The sequence below is a fragment of the Streptomyces caatingaensis genome, assembly GCF_001187435.1.
GTDB lineage: Bacteria > Actinomycetota > Actinomycetes > Streptomycetales > Streptomycetaceae > Streptomyces > Streptomyces caatingaensis.
Genome location: NZ_LFXA01000018.1, coordinates 68,429 through 82,892, shown reverse-complemented (window position 1 = coordinate 82,892; position 14,464 = coordinate 68,429). Strand labels below are relative to the sequence as shown.

Genomic DNA, 14,464 nt, shown 5'->3' with positions numbered 1-14,464 from the left:
TCCGGCGCGGCCCGCCTCGCCCGCGTACGACCAGATGTGCACCTGATGAGGAGACCACCGTGAGCACCGAGAACGAGGACGCCGCCGTTCCGTCCGCGGCCGGGGCACAGGGCTCTCCGGCGCCGCGGGAGGCGGAGCGCCCCGCCCCGGCGACTCCTCCCGGGGCGCCCGCGGAGGCACCCGCTCCGGCGGCTCCGCCCGCGTCGCCGGCTCCCTCCGCCGGGACGGACGCGTCGGCCGGGTCCGCCGAGTCCAACGCATCCCCTGCTTCCGCCGCCGCCGACGACGGACGGACCGCGCCGATGCCGGCCGTCCCGCCGGTGCCGCCCGCCGGGCCGGGCGCTCCGCAGGGCCCCCCGGCCGGGGGCCCGTGGTTCAACGCCGCCGGTGCTCCCCATCAGCCCTACGGCGCGCCCGCCTACGGCGACGGCTCGGGCGGCCCGCTGGTCCCCCGGCCCCCTGGGGAGCTCCCGAGCCGCCCCGGCGCCGGCGCGGCGGCCTCGTGGCCGCCGTCCTGGCGGCCGCCCTCGTCGCGGGCGCGGCGGGCGGCGGCATCGGCTACTGGGCGGCGGACCGCGGTGACACCGCCTCCACCACCGTCTCCGCCGCCGGAGACCCGAAGACCGCCAGCCGGACGCCGGGGTCCGTCGCGGACATCGCGGGCAAGGCCCTGCCCAGCGTCGTCACCATCGAGGCCCAGAGCACCGGCGGGGAGGGCGGCACGGGCACGGGCTTCGTCTACGACACCCAGGGCCACATCCTCACCAACAACCACGTGGTGGCCTCGGCCGCCGACGGCGGCAAGCTCTCGGTGACCTTCTCGGACGGCAAGCAGTACGACGCCGAGGTCATCGGCCGTGCCCAGGGCTACGACGTCGCGGTCATCAAGCTGAAGAACCCCTCCGGCGCGAAGCTCAACCCGCTGCCGCTGGGCGACTCGGACAAGACCGCGGTGGGCGACGCCACGGTCGCGATCGGCGCCCCCTTCGGCCTCTCCGGCACCGTCACCACGGGCATCGTGAGCGCCAAGAAGCGCCCGGTCGCCTCCAGCGACGGCGGCGGCAGCAACCCGTCGTACATGAGCGCCCTCCAGACGGACGCCTCGATCAACCCGGGCAACTCGGGCGGCCCGCTGCTCAACGCGCAGGGAGCCGTCATCGGCATCAACTCGGCCATCCAGTCCGCCAACAACGGCGGCGGCCTCCCCGGCGCCCAGGGCCAGTCCGGCAGCATCGGCCTCGGCTTCGCCATCCCGATCAACCAGGCGAAGAACGTCGCCGAGCAGTTGATCAAGACCGGCAAGCCGGTCTACCCGGTCATCGAGGCCACGGTGAACATGAGCGCCGGCGGTGGCGCCCGCATCGTCCCCAACGGCTCGGGCGGCGCCCCCTCCGTGACCCCGGGCGGCCCGGCCGACAAGGCGGGCCTCAAGCCCGGCGACGTCATCGTCAAGCTCGGCGACACCAAGATCGACAGTGGTCCCACGCTGATCAGCGAGATCTGGACCCACAGGCCAGGCACCAAGGTCACCGTCACCTACGTCCGCGACGGCAAGCAGAAGACCACCGAGATCACCCTCGGCGCACGCACCGGCGACAAGTGACGCCCGCCCACGGCCCCGTCCTCCCCCCGGGGCCATCCGGCCGGGGCTCCACTTCCCCGATCGGCACCCGGTAGGCTGTCCCCGCGTCGCGGCAGGCCGCGGCGTGGGGAGGCTTGCCCGAGCGGCCTAAGGGAACGGTCTTGAAAACCGTCGTGGCAGCGATGTCACCGAGGGTTCAAATCCCTCAGCCTCCGCCATGTGGCCATCAGGCCGGATGAGGAGGGGTGCCCCTCGGCTCCTCGGACGGGGCAGCCCTCCTCCTTCCGCTTCTCCCTTCCGCCGGGGATCAAGGGCGTGGACGAAGAGCCGATATGCCCTCCACTTCCACGCCGAGCGCCGTCACGAGGACGGCGGCCTGGGAGAGGTCGACCAGGACGCCCGAGAGGTCCACCGTGCGCGGGTCCAGGGAGCCGAGGTCGCTGCCGCGCAGATCGGCGCCTGTGAGGCGGGAGTTGTGCAGGGTGGCGGCGGAGAGGTCGGTGTTGGTGAGGGTGGCGCCGTCCAGGCGGGCGGCCGTCAGGTCGGCCTCGCGCATCCGTACCCGGTCGAAGACGGCCCCGCGGAGGTCCGCGCCGGCCAGGTCGGTGAACGACCAGTCTCCGCCGGAGACTTCGAGCAGGGTGAAGGGCTTCCCCCGGAAACCGCTCCCGACGAACTTGCAGTCGGTGAACTTGGTGTCGAAGAACACACAGTTGCGGAAGGTGCAGTTGACGAAGGCCGCGCCGGTGTGACGGGACGCGTTGAAGCGCACGCCCGCGAAGGTGCACTCCTCGAAGACCGCTCCCTCGTTCTCCACCTCCGTCCAGTCGGTGTCCAGGAATGTGTGGCGTACATGGTGGTCGTCGGAGGTGAGGCGGCGGCCGTACCAGTCCTCGTCGCGGACGAGGTGGTCGGCCGGGGGTGGGGGCGAGGGCGGTGTCGCCGGGGTGGAAGGCGGGTGCGGGGGGCGAAGGCTCATGCCCCGATTGAACAGGGAGCCACTGACAATCGTGCTGACCTGCGCGGACGTTGAGGTCGCCCGCCGGGTGGTGCGGGGGACGCCGCCCGGCGGGGGCGGTCGGAGCGCGGGTTACGCCCGGAGCGGTTCGGAGCGCGTTTTACGACGCCGCACGGCGCCGGGCCGGGGGCAGCAGGATCAGATGGGTTCCCGGCCGGCCGGCGCGGCGGCCGGCCACGGTGGGGTACGCGTCGGCGGGGCCGGCGGTCCGCCAGTGGTCGCCGAGGCGCTTGGCGGTGTACATGGCCTCGTCGGCGCCGCGCAGGAGTTCGGAGAGCGCCGCGCCGGGCCGGTCCGCGGTGTGGCAGAGGCCGATGGAGGCGCGGGGGGCCAGAGTGACGCCGCCGGTGTCGAGGGGCGCGGAGATGCGGGCCGAGAGCCCGTAGGTCAGTTCGGCGTCGAGGTCCGCGTCCGGGGCGAGCCGCACCAGCGCGGTGAACTCGTCGCCGCCCAGCCGGGCCGCGAAGCCCCCGCGGCTGGCGCACCAGGCCGCGAGCCGCCGCCCGACCGCGGCGATGACCTGGTCGCCCACCGCGTGCCCATGGGTGTCGTTGATCTGCTTGAAGCCGTTGAGGTCGAGCAGCAGGACGGCGGTGTGCGGGCGGCGGATCGCGCGCAGGGCACGGGAGGTGAACTCGTCACGGCGCATCAGGCCGGTCAGCGGGTCGGTGCGCGCGGTGCGGAGACGACGGGCGAGGACGAGGGCGTGGACCGCCCATCCCACGGTCGGGGCGGCGACGGGCAGGGCCTGGAGTATGAGGTTCATCGGGCACCTTCCTGTGCGGACTGCGGACGTCGGCGTCCGCGGACTGCTTCGGGAACCGGCGCGGCCCGGATTCCCGGGGGCCTCGGGGCCGGTGCGGACGCCGTCGCAGGCCGCGGAATCGTTCCGGCCGGGTCCGGTCCGGGAGGGCCGGTCATGCTGGACGTCCCCGTTTCGGACCGGGGCGGAGACGTGACCCGTCCTCAAATCCCTTGCGCCGCAGGGGTGATGAGGAGAGGTGGAAAGGAAGTTGGCCGAATGTGTGCCGAAACGATTCGGTGCTTGGGGCCTTTGGGGATTGGGGGCGTCGAGCGTGGAGTGTGGTGAGCGGCGTGGGTACTTGGGGATGTGGTGAAGGTTTATTCCGGGACGGTCATGCTTGCGAGGGAATGGGGAGCGGCGAGGGGTTCGGTGGAGATTCGGTGGGCAAACCTGGTGTCGCGACGTCGATCCACCGCTGGGGCGGCCGGCCAACCACCCCGCAAGATCCAGCAGTTCCGTTCTGGAGGCATGACATGGCAAGCACCCGCACTGCAGCCCGTATCCTCGCCGCCGTAGCCGCGCTCCCGATGGCCGCGCTCCTCTTCACGGGGATGGCCCAGGCCGACGACGGGCACCACGGCCAGCTCGCCAACCGGGGCTCCAACGCGGCGATCGCCGGCGTCGTGGGCAGTGGGGTCGGGGGAAGCAACCACGGCAACTCCACGACCACCCAGCAGGTCGCCACGGGCACAGGGGCGACTAATCAGGACAATACGGCCAGCGTGGTGGGCTCGGGTCACACGCACATCCAGCAGGAGAACGTGCGGATCGTCTTCACCAGCATCCACGGCCACTGAGGTGGCGCGGTGACCCCGACCGCCTCGGGGTGACCGTGGATGTGGTGATCGCGGACAGGGTCTGAACGACCGCGCGGCGGGGCCTCGGCCCCCTCGCGCGGTCGTTCCTTTGTGCGTGCGACCGACGGCCGTACGGGGGCCCGCAGTTGGCCGCCGCCAGAAGCATCGTCCGTGCTCACAAACGGAGTTGGATCCATCGGGTCGCCGCGGCCGTCCGCTCCGCCTGCCCTCCGTCCCCCTCCCGGGGTATCACCCGAACCGGAATTCAGGGGATGTGTCATCACAGAACGGACAGTTCCCACGTCCGGGCTGCTTCTCGGCGCAGACGGATGAATCGAGGGCGTGTCACCGAGGGCGCATGGGATCGTGGACCTTGACTTCGCCGTATGCATCGACGAAGGAAGATCATCGGATATCTTGTCGCCCTGATGGCGGGCGTGGCCCAGCTCCCGGCGGGTGACGTGTCCGCCACGGCGGCCGACGCGGTCAAGCCGCCGATGGTCAAGGCCCGCGCCGTCTTCCGGGGCCGGGCGTTCGACACCTGCGAGGCCCCCTCGCTCGTCACCCTCCGGGCGTGGAAGACCTCCCAGTACCGCGCCGTCGGCATCTACTTCGCCGGGGCCGGACGGGCCTGTCCCCGGCAGCGCTGGCTCAGCGCCGCCTGGCTCACCGGGGCCCGCGACATGGGCTGGCGCGTGCTCCCCCTCTACGTCGGCTCGCAGTCGCCCTGCGTCCGCGCCACGTCCAAACGGGGTGTCCCCATCGGCGACGCCCCGGAGGACGAGGGGGTGGACGAGGCCGTCGAGGCGGTGAACCGGGCCGCCCAGCTGGGCATCCTCCCCGGCAGTCCGATCTACCTCGACATGGAGGCGTACGACGACAAGGACGACGACTGCGCGTCCACCACGCTCGCCTTCATCCGCTCCTGGACCGCCACGGTCAGCCACCGCGGCTATGTGCCGGGCTTCTACAGCAGCGCCGAGTCCGGCATCCGCCACATGGAACGCGCCCGCCGGGCGGGCACGGACTCGCTGCCGTCGGTGATGTGGTTCGCCCGCTGGCGCGTCGCCGCCTCCACGGACAAGGAGCGCAGCCTGGCGAAGTCCGCCTGGCAGCCCCACCGGCGCATCCACCAGTACGCCGGGGAGGTGGTGGAGACCCACGGCGGCCGGAAGCTGACCATCGACCGCGACCTGGTCGACGCCCCGGTGGCCGTCATCGGGTGACGCGCGCCGGCGGCGCCGGGAGGGCCGATACGGACGTCGATCCCGTCTACCCCTCCAGGAGGTGGGGGCAGCCCGACCAGTACGACTTGAGGCGGATCGTCCTTCGGCACCTGCGGCCGATCCGCCGGGTACCGGGCCGCTCCTAGCGTTGAGGCATGACCACGACCGTGTGCCCCCGCGCATCCACTGCCGTGTACCCGTCCTTCTCCTCGTACGTGCGGGCACGCGGTCCGGTGCTGCAGCGCACCGCCCGCTCGCTGACCTCGAACCCGAACGACGCGGAGGACCTGCTGCAGACCGCGCTCACCAAGACCTACCTCGCCTGGGAGCGGATAGAGGACCACCGGGCGCTCGACGGGTACGTCCGGCGCGCACTGGTCAACACGCGCACCTCGCAGTGGCGCAAGCGCAGGGTCGAGGAGTACCCCTGCGACGAGCTCCCGGAGCGCGAGGCGCTTCCCGCCCCCGACCCGGCCGAGGCGCAGGCGCTGCGCGACGCGATGTGGCGCGCCGTCCGCCGGCTGCCCGACCGGCAGCGGGCCATGGTCGTCCTCAGGTATTACGAGGACCTGACCGAGGCGCAGACCGCCGAGCTGCTCGGGGTGTCGGTCGGCACCGTCAAGAGCGCCGTCTCGCGTGCCCTGGGCAAGCTGCGCGAGGACCCGGACCTGGCACGGGCTGCGTAGCCGGCCGAGGGGCGGGGCGGCGGGGGCGGAACAACCGGTTCCAGCAGCGGTTTCACCGCTGCCGAGGTAGTGACGTACCACCGGAAACGCCAGCAGAATCACCCGGGAACGACCCTCGCGTAACAAGTGCCGAATGGGGAGGCCCCTGGTGCAGAGCACGATGCAGGACGTACCGCTGACCGTGACCCGGATCCTGGAGCACGGTTCCGTGGTCCACGGACAGTCCCGGATCACGACCTGGACCGGGGACGGCGCGCCGCTGCGCCGCACCTTCGCCGAGACCGGGACGCGTGCGGCGCGCCTCGCCCACGGGCTGCGGGGGCTCGGTGTGGGCCCGGGGGACGCCGTCGGCACCCTCATGTGGAACAACTCCGCCCATGTCGAGGCCTACTTCGCCATCCCGGCCATGGGCGCCGTCCTGCACACGCTCAACCTCCGGCTCGCCCCCGAGCAGCTCGCCTGGATCGTCCGGCACGCGGCGGACCGGGTCGTGATCGTCGGCGGTTCGCTGCTGCCGCTGCTCGCCCCGCTGCTGCCGCACCTCGACTCGGTCGGGCACGTGATCGTCTCCGGCGCGGGGGACCGGTCCGTCCTCGACGGCTGCCGCGCCCAGGTGCACGACTACGAGGAGCTGCTGGCGGCCCAGCCGGACCGCCGCTACGAGTGGCCGGAGCTGGACGAGCGGGCGGCGGCCGCCCTCTGCTACACCTCGGGGACGACCGGCGACCCCAAGGGCGTGGTCTACAGCCACCGTTCGGTGTACCTGCACTCCATGGAGGTCAACTCCGCCAGCTCCTTCGGGCTCAAGGCGGGCGAGACCTGTCTGCCCGTCGTGCCGATGTTTCACGTGAACGCGTGGGGCCTGCCGCACGCGGCGTTCATGTCGGGCGCCTCGCTGCTGCTCCCCGACCGCTTCCTCCAGCCCGCGCCGCTGGCCGAGATGATCGAGTCGGAGCGGCCGTCGATGGCCGCCGGAGTGCCGACGATCTGGCAGGGGCTGCTGGCCGAACTCGACGCGCGGCCCCGCGACACGTCCTCGTTGAAGGCCGTGGTCAGCGGTGGCGCGCCCTGCCCGCCCTCCCTGATGAAGGCGTTCGAGGAGCGGCACGGGCTGCGCATCGTCCAGGCGTGGGGGATGACGGAGACGTCCCCGCTGGGCTCCATGGCCTACCCGCCGCCCGGCCTGACGCCCGAGGAGGAGTGGCCCTACCGGGTCACCCAGGGCCGCGTCCCCGCCTCGGTCGAGGCGCGGCTGGCCGGGCCCGACGGCACGTTCCTGCCGTGGGACGGGCGGTCCGCCGGCGAGCTGGAGGTCCGGGGGCCGTGGATCGCGGGCGCGTACCACGGGGGCGCGGACGGCGAACCCTTCCGCCCCGACGACAAGTTCAGCCCCGACGGCTGGCTGCGCACCGGTGACGTCGGGACGATCACGCCCGACGGCTACCTGACGCTCACGGACCGCGCCAAGGACGTGATCAAGTCCGGTGGCGAGTGGATCTCCTCCGTCGAGCTGGAGAACCACCTCATGGCGCACCCCGGGGTCGCGGAGGCGGCCGTGGTCGCCGTCCCGGACGAGAAGTGGGGCGAACGGCCGCTGGCGGCGGTGGTCCTGCGGGACGGCGCGGCCGTGGAGTACGAGGTGCTGCGCTCGTTCCTCGCGGACCGCGTCGCGCGGTGGCAGCTCCCGGAGCGCTGGGTGCGGGTGCCGGCGGTGCCGAAGACGTCGGTGGGCAAGTTCGACAAGAAGGCGCTCCGGCGGCAGTACGCGGAGGGGGAGTTGGAGGTGGTCGTGCTGCCGCGCGTGCCGTAGCGGGGCGGGTCCGGTCGAGGTCGCGGGGGCCTGGGGGGCTGAGTGATGGCCGTATCCCTCTGCCCCCAGGCCCCGCCCCGCCGGCCCCGCGCCCCGCGGTCACCGCTCCCGCGCCGCCAGTGCGCCGCCCGCCCAGCCCAGGGCCGCGCAGCCGATGGCGATGGCGCAGACGCCGTTCCAGCCCCAGTGGGCGAACGCCGGGCCGGCCAGGGCGGAGGTGATCGCTCCGCCGGCGAAGCAGGAGACGACGTAGGCGGTGTTGGCCGCGGCGGGGGAGGACGAGGAGCCCAGGGCCCGGGTCTGGTTGGCGACCTGGCCGGCGGTGAAACCGGCGTGCAGGGTCACGGCTCCCGCGCACAGCGCCCACAACCGGTGCCCGCCGAGCCAGAAGAGCGGCAGGGAGACGGCCGTCAGGGCGTAGCCGGTGACCATGACGCGGTGGGCGCCGAAGCGGTCGATGAGGCTGCCCGCGGCCGGGGAGACCAGGGCCGAGGTGAGGCCGAAGAGGCCGAAGAGCCCGGCCGTGGCGGTGGCCATGCCGTACGTCCCGTCCGAGGTGAGCAGCAGGACGAGCGTCGTCCACAGCGCGCTCCAGGTGCCGAACAGGCCCGCCTGGCGGACGCACGCGGCCCGCAGCCCGGGCGAGGAGGCGACGAGGCGGGGCAGTCCCGCGATGGCCCGCAGCGGGTGCGACCGGCGGACGGGACGGGTCTCGGGCGGCAGGACGGCGGCCGTCAGCAGTCCGATGGCCAGGGTGAGGACGGCCGCGCCGAGGAAGACCGGACGCCAGCCGTACGCCTGGCCGGCGAGCCCGCCGAGCACCCGGGCCGCGACGCTGCCCGCGAACATCCCGGTCACGACGACGCCGACGTGCCGGCCCCGCCGGTCGGCCGGGGCGCGTTCGGCGACGAGCGGGATGAGCAGTTGGGGGACGACCGTCGCCGCGCAGGAGACGAACACGGCCGCCGCCAGTGCGGCCGAGCCGGGCGCGCAGGCCGCGACGGCCAGCGCCACGGCGGCGAGGGCGGAGAGCATCCACACCAGGCGCCGCCGGTCGGCGGTGTCGCCCAGCGGTGCGAAGAACAACAGGCCGACGGCGTAGCCGAGTTGGGCGAGGGAGGCGATCCAGCCCACGGCCGAGGGCGCGACGCCGAAGCCGTCGGCGATGAGGCCGAGGAGCGGGGTCGCCAGGTAGATGTTGGCGGCCGTGACGCCCGTGCAGACGGACAGGACGGTCAGCAGGACCCCGGTGCGTGGCCCCCTGCGGGCGTCCGCCGGGGTGGGGGCGGTGGCCGCGCGGGGAGCGGTGGCCGCGCTGGAGGCGGCGGGCGCGCCGGGGGTGGGGGTCGTGCGGGGGGACGCTCGCAACGCTTCTCCCGAAGTAGTAACCAACTGGTTGGTTGTAGATTTCCGGATCCCGCCCCCGGCTGTCAACCAATTAGTTGGTTACCCTGGGTGCATGCCAGCAGCCAGGGACCCCGAGGCCACCAAGGCCCGCATCTTCGCGGCGGCCACCGCCGAGTTCGCCGCCCACGGCATCGCCGGTGCGCGGGTCGACCGCATCGCGCGCGAGGCCAGGGCCAACAAGCAGCTGCTCTACGCCTACTTCGGCAACAAGGCGGAGCTGTTCTCACAGGTGCTGGAGTCCTGCCTGACCCGGCTCGCCGCCGAGGTCCCGGTGGACGCCGAGGACATCGACGGCTGGGTCGAACGCCTCATGGACTACCACGCGGCCCACCCCGAACTCATCCGGCTCATCTACTGGGAGGGGCTGGAGTACGGCACGGAGCGGTTTCCCCACGAGGAGGAGCGCAAGCGCCACTACGACCGCAAGGTGGCCGTCTTCGCCGAGGCCCAGGAGAAGGGCCTCATCAGCTCCCGCATCCCCCCGGCCGACCTGCTGTTCATCATGATCTCGATGGTGTCCTGGTCCACCGTCCAGCCCCAGATGCGCCGGGTCCTCACCGGCGACACCGACGAGGACCGGGCCCGCCTGCGGGCCTCCGTGCAGGAGGCCGCGCGGCGCATCGTGGGCTGACGCGGCGGCACGGCCCGGCCGCCGCCGACCGGGACGCCACGCCAGCCCGGGACGCCACGCCAGCCGGGCCGCAACACCGGCCCGGGCCCCGACCCAGCCCGGCCCAAGGGCCTCAGGCAGGGCTCGTGCCGATCTTCGAGAGCAGGTCGACGATCCGGCCCTGCACCTCGGGGCTCGTGGACCGCTCCGCGAGGAAGAGCACCGTCTCGCCCGACGCGAGCCGGGGGAGCTGGGCCGGGTCGATGCCGGCCGAGGTGTAGACGACCAGCGGCGTCCGCTCCAACAGCCCCTGGGCGCGCAGCCAGTCGAGGATCCCGGCCCGCCGGCGGCGCACCTGCATCAGGTCCATCACCACCAGATTGGGACGGGCCCGCTCGGCCAGCGCCACCGCCTCCGAGTCCGTCGCCGCGCACGCGACCTGCACCCCGCGCCGCTCCAGCGTCGCCGTCAGCGCGTCGGCGATCGGCGCGTGCTCCTCGATCAGCAGCACCCGGGGCGGGTGCATCTCGCTGTCGCGCGGGGCGAGCGCCTTGAGCAGGACGGCCGGGTCGGCACCGTACGCCGCCTCCCGCGTCGCCTGCCCCAGACCGGCCGTCACCAGCACCGGAACCCCGGACTCCACCGCCGCCTGGCGCAGCGCCTGGAGGGCGGTACGGGTGATCGGACCGGTGAGCGGGTCGACGAACAGGGCCGCCGGGTAGGCCGCCATCTGCGCGTCGACCTCCTCGCGCGAGTGCACGATCACCGGCCGGTAGCCGCGCTCGGTCAGCGCCTGCCGGGTGGACGCGTCCGGCGCGGGCCAGACCAGCAGCCGGCGCGGGTTGTCGAGCGGCTCGGGCGGCAACTCGTCGTCGACGGGCGGCGGTACGGGCTCGCCGGTGCCGACGATCTCCACGGCCCCGTTCGGCCCGTCCAGCGGCTCGGGGCCCTCGGCCCCCTCGTCGGGCGCCCCTATGGCGAAGGCGCGCCCCTGCTGCGGGGCGGCCGGCGGACGCGGGCCGACCGGTCCGGGCCGCGGCGCGGCGGCGGCCGCCTGGGCCTGCGCCTCGCGCTCGCCCTCGGTGGGATTGCCGAGCTTGCGCCGCCGTCCGGAACCGACGCCCGTGCCACCGGGCGGCGTCTCGCCGCCGCCGTGGGCGAACGGCGCGCCCTGCCCCAGCGTCCGCACGCTGATGGGCTGCGCCGTGCCCTCGGCTCCGCCGCCGCCCTGCTGCGCCGCGGCGCCCGGCTCCTCGGCGAGCGCGCGCCGGGCGCGCCGACGGCCGGTCGGCGCGGCGGGGGCCGCCGGGCCGGTGTGGTCGGAGGGACCGCCGGGGTGCCGCGGGACGGCGGGCTCTTCGTGCCCGGCGGGGCCTGCGGGTCCGGAGTGGCCCGAGGTGCCGGTGGGCGCGGCGGGGCCCACGGGGCCGACCGGCCCGCCGTGACCGGGCCACCCGCCCGCCGGCGCGCCGGTCCGCGCGGGCCCGGTACCGGGCGCGCCCGCCGTCGCCTCCGCGGCGCCGGGCGCGGGCTCAACGGGGCGTCCGTGCGGGGACGTTGCGGAGGCGGGCCCGCCGCCGGGACCGGAAGGACCGGCTCCCCGGTCCGCACCCGAGGGCCCGGCCGGCACCCCCGGCGCGGGGATCGCGAGGCGTCCGTCGTGCCCGCCCGTCGCGCCCGTCGCGGACGGTGCACCAGGCCCGGCCGGGCCTCCCGCCGCGCCCGGCGCGGCAGCCCCCAGGGCCCCAACCGGCCCGCCAGGACGAGCCGTTGCGCCCGGCGCGGGGGCACCGGCAGCCCCGTGCGGCCCGCCGCTACCGGTGCCACCTTCACGTCCATCGGCCGCCTGCGCGCCAACAGGCCCGTACTGCCCGGCGTTTCCGGCCAGCCCCGCCATGTCCAGGGGACCGTCCCCGGCCGCACCCGGCGCCAGGGGACCTGCGATACCACCCATGACGGTGCCGGGAGCAACACCCTCCGGCCCGTCCTGCCCATGGGACGCGCCAGGCCCGCCAGGCCCACCGCTACGACCGGCACCACCAGACGCAGCAACACCACCAGCCGCGCCGTCGCCACCAGCCGCACCATCCGCACCGGAACCCGCATGCCCATCAGGCCCACCAACCCCCGCAGCCCCAACAGACCCACGCCGTCCGCCAATTCCGAGCAGACCGGCGACGTCCAGCGGCGCCCCACCGGCCGCACCGGCCGCTTCCGGCGCCTTGGGGGCGGCCATGTCCGCCGGTCCGGGCTGCGCCGGGACCGGGCGGACGCCCGGGGCACCCGCGTCCCCCGGCCCGGCCTCCGGCTTGCGGTCGGCGTCCGCCGGGGGCAGCGCGAAGGCCGTCCGCGGAGCGGCATGCCCCGCGCCCTCCGGCGCCGCGTCCGGGGAACGCCGCGCCCGCCGCCCGGTCGGGGCGGACGGCGCGGTCGGGGCGGGAGCGACGGCCTCGGCCTCCGCCGGGGACGGCCGGTCGGCCCCGGCCGGGGGCAGGGCGAACGCCGTGCGCGGAGCGCCGTGCCCCGCGCCCTCCGGTGCCGCGTCCGGGGAACGCCGGGCCCGCCGCCCGGTCGGCGCGGGCACCGGGCCCGCCTCGCCGTTGCGGCCGTGCCGGCTGGCGCGCGCGGCCGGCGAGCCCCCGGGGCCTCCTCCTCGTCCGCGCGGGCGGGACCGCGCCGGCGGCCCGTCGGCTGGGCGGGAACGGAAGGAGCCGCGGCCGCGCCCGTTCCCTTGCCGTCGGTGCCGCCGGAAGTGCCCTCCGCCGGGACGGCGGCGGACGCCGTCCGCTGGCCGGGCATCGGCATGATCGTCGTCCCGCTGCCGATGCTCGGCGGCGAGTCCGGCCGGTCGGCGGGCGCCACCGGGCCGGCCGCCGCCGAGAGCGGCACCTCCAGGACGTACGCCTTGCCGCCCGCCGCGCCCGGCACGTCATGGGTCTGGAGCACGCCGCCGTGCCGCTGGACGATGCCCCGCACGACCGGCCCGTGAACCGGGTCGCCGCCCGGGTACGGCCCGCGCACCTCGATGCGGACGGCCGTGTCGCGCTTGGCCGCCGCGACGACGATCGTGGAGTCGCCGGACGGCGTGCCCCCGGCCGGCGCGTCACCGGTGGAGTCCACGCCCGCGACGTCCGCGATCAGATGCGCCAGCGCGCGGGCGAACCACTCGGCGTCGACCTCGGCCTCTATGGCGGGGGCGTGCACCGCGAACTGGGCGCGTCCGGGCCCGATCAGCTCGACGGCCTCCTCGACACCGGCCGCCACGACCTCGTCCAGCTTCGCCTTCGTCCGTACGATCTTGCTCTCGCCGGCCTCCAGCCGCTGGTACTCCAGCACGTTGTCCACCAGCCGCGCCATCCGCCCGTAACCGGCGGCGAGATGGTGCAGGATCTGGTTGGCCTCCGGCCACAACTGCCCGGCCGGGTCGGCGGCGAGCGCCCCCAGCTCCCCGCGGAGCCGGTCCAGCGGCCCGCGCAGCGAGCTGTCGAGCACCGCCGTCAACTGCGCGTGCCGCGCGGCGAGCGCGTCGTAGGGACGGCGGTCGGTGAAGGTCATCACCGCGCCGACGAGCTGGTCGCCGTCGCGCACCGGCGCCGTGGTCAGGTCGACCGGCACCGCGCGGCCGTCCTTGGCCCACAGCACCTGGCCGCGCACCCGGTGCTTGCGCCCCGAGCGCAGGGTGTCGGCGATGGGCGACTCCTCGTACGGGAACGGCGAACCGTCCGCCCGCGAGTGGTGGATCAGCGGGTGCAACTCCCGCCCGCCCAGGTCGCTGGCGCGGTAGCCGAGGATCTGCGCGGCGGAGGGGTTGACCAGGACGACCTTGCCCGCGGTGTCGACGCCGACCACGCCCTCGGCCGCCGCGCGCAGGATCATCTCCGTCTGGCGCTGCTGGCGGGCGAGTTCGGCCTCGGTGTCGAGCGTGCCGGTCAGGTCGCGGACGACGAGCATCAGCAGCTCGTCACCGGTGTACGGGCCCTGCTCGGCGTACGGGGTGCGCCCGTCCGTGAGGTTGGCGCTGCTGACCTCGACGGGGAACTGCGTGCCGTCCGTGCGCCGGGCGATCATGCGGGTGGGCTTGGTGCGCCCGCCGTCGGCGTGGTCGGGCAGCCGCATCGAGCCGGGGATGCGGCGCGAGTCGAACGAGGGGAGCAGGTCGAGGAGTCCGCGCCCGACGAGGCCGGTGCCCGGCACCTCGAACGTCTCCAGCGCGATGTGATTGGCGTTGACGACCGTGCCGTTGCAGTTGACGAGCAACAGCGCGTCGGGAAGGGCGTCGAGTATGGCTGCGAGGCGAGCAGCGCCTCGGGATGGCCTGCTGCTCACTGCGACGCTTCCTCCCTGGTTACCGCACCGTGCGGCCGCGGGACCGGGGGCACCGCCGGCGCGGTGGCCGGTGGAGCGCCGCCGCCCCTGCGGCGTGTTGCCGTGGGGAAGTCTACGGGCTGCGGCGTCCGGCGCGACGGCGGATGAGGGGTGCGCCGCCGCTTGTCGCGCGGCATTCGGGGTGCACCGGGGGCGCG

General features: G+C 74.9%; 8 protein-coding genes, 1 tRNA gene and 2 pseudogenes. 7 read left to right on the top strand and 4 right to left on the bottom strand.

Going from position 1 to position 14,464, the window contains the following annotated elements; translation table 11 throughout:
• Positions 1-59 precede the first annotated feature (59 nt).
• Together AC230_RS27045 and AC230_RS27040 are read left to right on the top strand one after the other, a co-directional pair.
• Positions 60-1,603: pseudogene (locus AC230_RS27045) on the top strand (S1C family serine protease).
• A gap of 107 nt (positions 1,604-1,710) precedes the next feature.
• Positions 1,711-1,800: transfer RNA gene (locus tag AC230_RS27040), tRNA-Ser, on the top strand.
• 89 nt (positions 1,801-1,889) lie between these two features.
• Here the strand turns inward: AC230_RS27040 and AC230_RS27035 are convergent.
• Together AC230_RS27035 and AC230_RS27030 are read right to left on the bottom strand one after the other, a co-directional pair.
• On the bottom strand, positions 1,890-2,561 hold the full coding sequence (locus AC230_RS27035) for a pentapeptide repeat-containing protein (protein ID WP_049718984.1): 672 nt from the start codon (positions 2,559-2,561) through the stop codon (positions 1,890-1,892).
• A 139-nt stretch (positions 2,562-2,700) separates the two neighbouring features.
• The gene (locus tag AC230_RS27030; RefSeq protein WP_049718983.1) at positions 2,701-3,366 is read right to left on the bottom strand and encodes a GGDEF domain-containing protein; all 666 of its coding nucleotides are present in this window, start codon (positions 3,364-3,366) and stop codon (positions 2,701-2,703) included.
• A gap of 512 nt (positions 3,367-3,878) precedes the next feature.
• Here AC230_RS27030 and AC230_RS27025 point away from each other — a divergent pair.
• The 4 genes from AC230_RS27025 (at position 3,879) to AC230_RS27010 (ending at position 7,924) form a co-directional block, all read left to right on the top strand.
• Positions 3,879-4,202: a hypothetical protein gene (locus tag AC230_RS27025; RefSeq protein ID WP_049718982.1), complete on the top strand. Its 324-nt coding sequence runs from the start codon at positions 3,879-3,881 to the stop codon at positions 4,200-4,202.
• Between the two features lie 386 nt (positions 4,203-4,588).
• Positions 4,589-5,428 (top strand): DUF1906 domain-containing protein, encoded by an 840-nt coding sequence (locus AC230_RS27020; RefSeq protein ID WP_049718981.1) that lies wholly within the window; start codon positions 4,589-4,591, stop codon positions 5,426-5,428.
• A gap of 155 nt (positions 5,429-5,583) precedes the next feature.
• Positions 5,584-6,114, top strand: coding sequence for a SigE family RNA polymerase sigma factor (locus AC230_RS27015; RefSeq protein WP_049718980.1), 531 nt, complete (start codon positions 5,584-5,586; stop codon positions 6,112-6,114).
• Between the two features lie 148 nt (positions 6,115-6,262).
• Positions 6,263-7,924 (top strand): long-chain fatty acid--CoA ligase, encoded by a 1,662-nt coding sequence (locus tag AC230_RS27010; RefSeq protein WP_049718979.1) that lies wholly within the window; start codon positions 6,263-6,265, stop codon positions 7,922-7,924.
• A 99-nt stretch (positions 7,925-8,023) separates the two neighbouring features.
• Here the strand turns inward: AC230_RS27010 and AC230_RS27005 are convergent, their stop codons facing one another.
• Entirely contained in the window at positions 8,024-9,292 is a 1,269-nt protein-coding gene (locus AC230_RS27005; RefSeq protein ID WP_049718978.1) for an MFS transporter, read from the bottom strand.
• 91 nt (positions 9,293-9,383) lie between these two features.
• On the opposite strand from AC230_RS27005, the gene AC230_RS27000 reads away from it, so the two are divergent.
• Positions 9,384-9,962, top strand: a complete 579-nt coding sequence (locus AC230_RS27000) for a TetR/AcrR family transcriptional regulator (protein ID WP_049718977.1) — start codon at positions 9,384-9,386, stop codon at positions 9,960-9,962.
• Positions 9,963-10,074: 112 nt separating this feature from the next.
• On the opposite strand, the pseudogene AC230_RS34830 reads toward AC230_RS27000, so the two are convergent.
• A pseudogene (locus tag AC230_RS34830) lies at positions 10,075-14,267 on the bottom strand (PAS domain-containing protein).
• Positions 14,268-14,464: the final 197 nt, after the last annotated feature.

Coding starts and splice junctions, on each gene's coding strand:
- AC230_RS27035 (WP_049718984.1), bottom strand. CDS start 2,561: ATGAGCCTTCGCCCCCCGCACCCGCCTTCCACCCCGGCGACACCGCCC.
- AC230_RS27030 (WP_049718983.1), bottom strand. CDS start 3,366: ATGAACCTCATACTCCAGGCCCTGCCCGTCGCCGCCCCGACCGTGGGA.
- AC230_RS27025 (WP_049718982.1), top strand. CDS start 3,879: ATGGCAAGCACCCGCACTGCAGCCCGTATCCTCGCCGCCGTAGCCGCG.
- AC230_RS27020 (WP_049718981.1), top strand. CDS start 4,589: ATGCATCGACGAAGGAAGATCATCGGATATCTTGTCGCCCTGATGGCG.
- AC230_RS27015 (WP_049718980.1), top strand. CDS start 5,584: ATGACCACGACCGTGTGCCCCCGCGCATCCACTGCCGTGTACCCGTCC.
- AC230_RS27000 (WP_049718977.1), top strand. CDS start 9,384: ATGCCAGCAGCCAGGGACCCCGAGGCCACCAAGGCCCGCATCTTCGCG.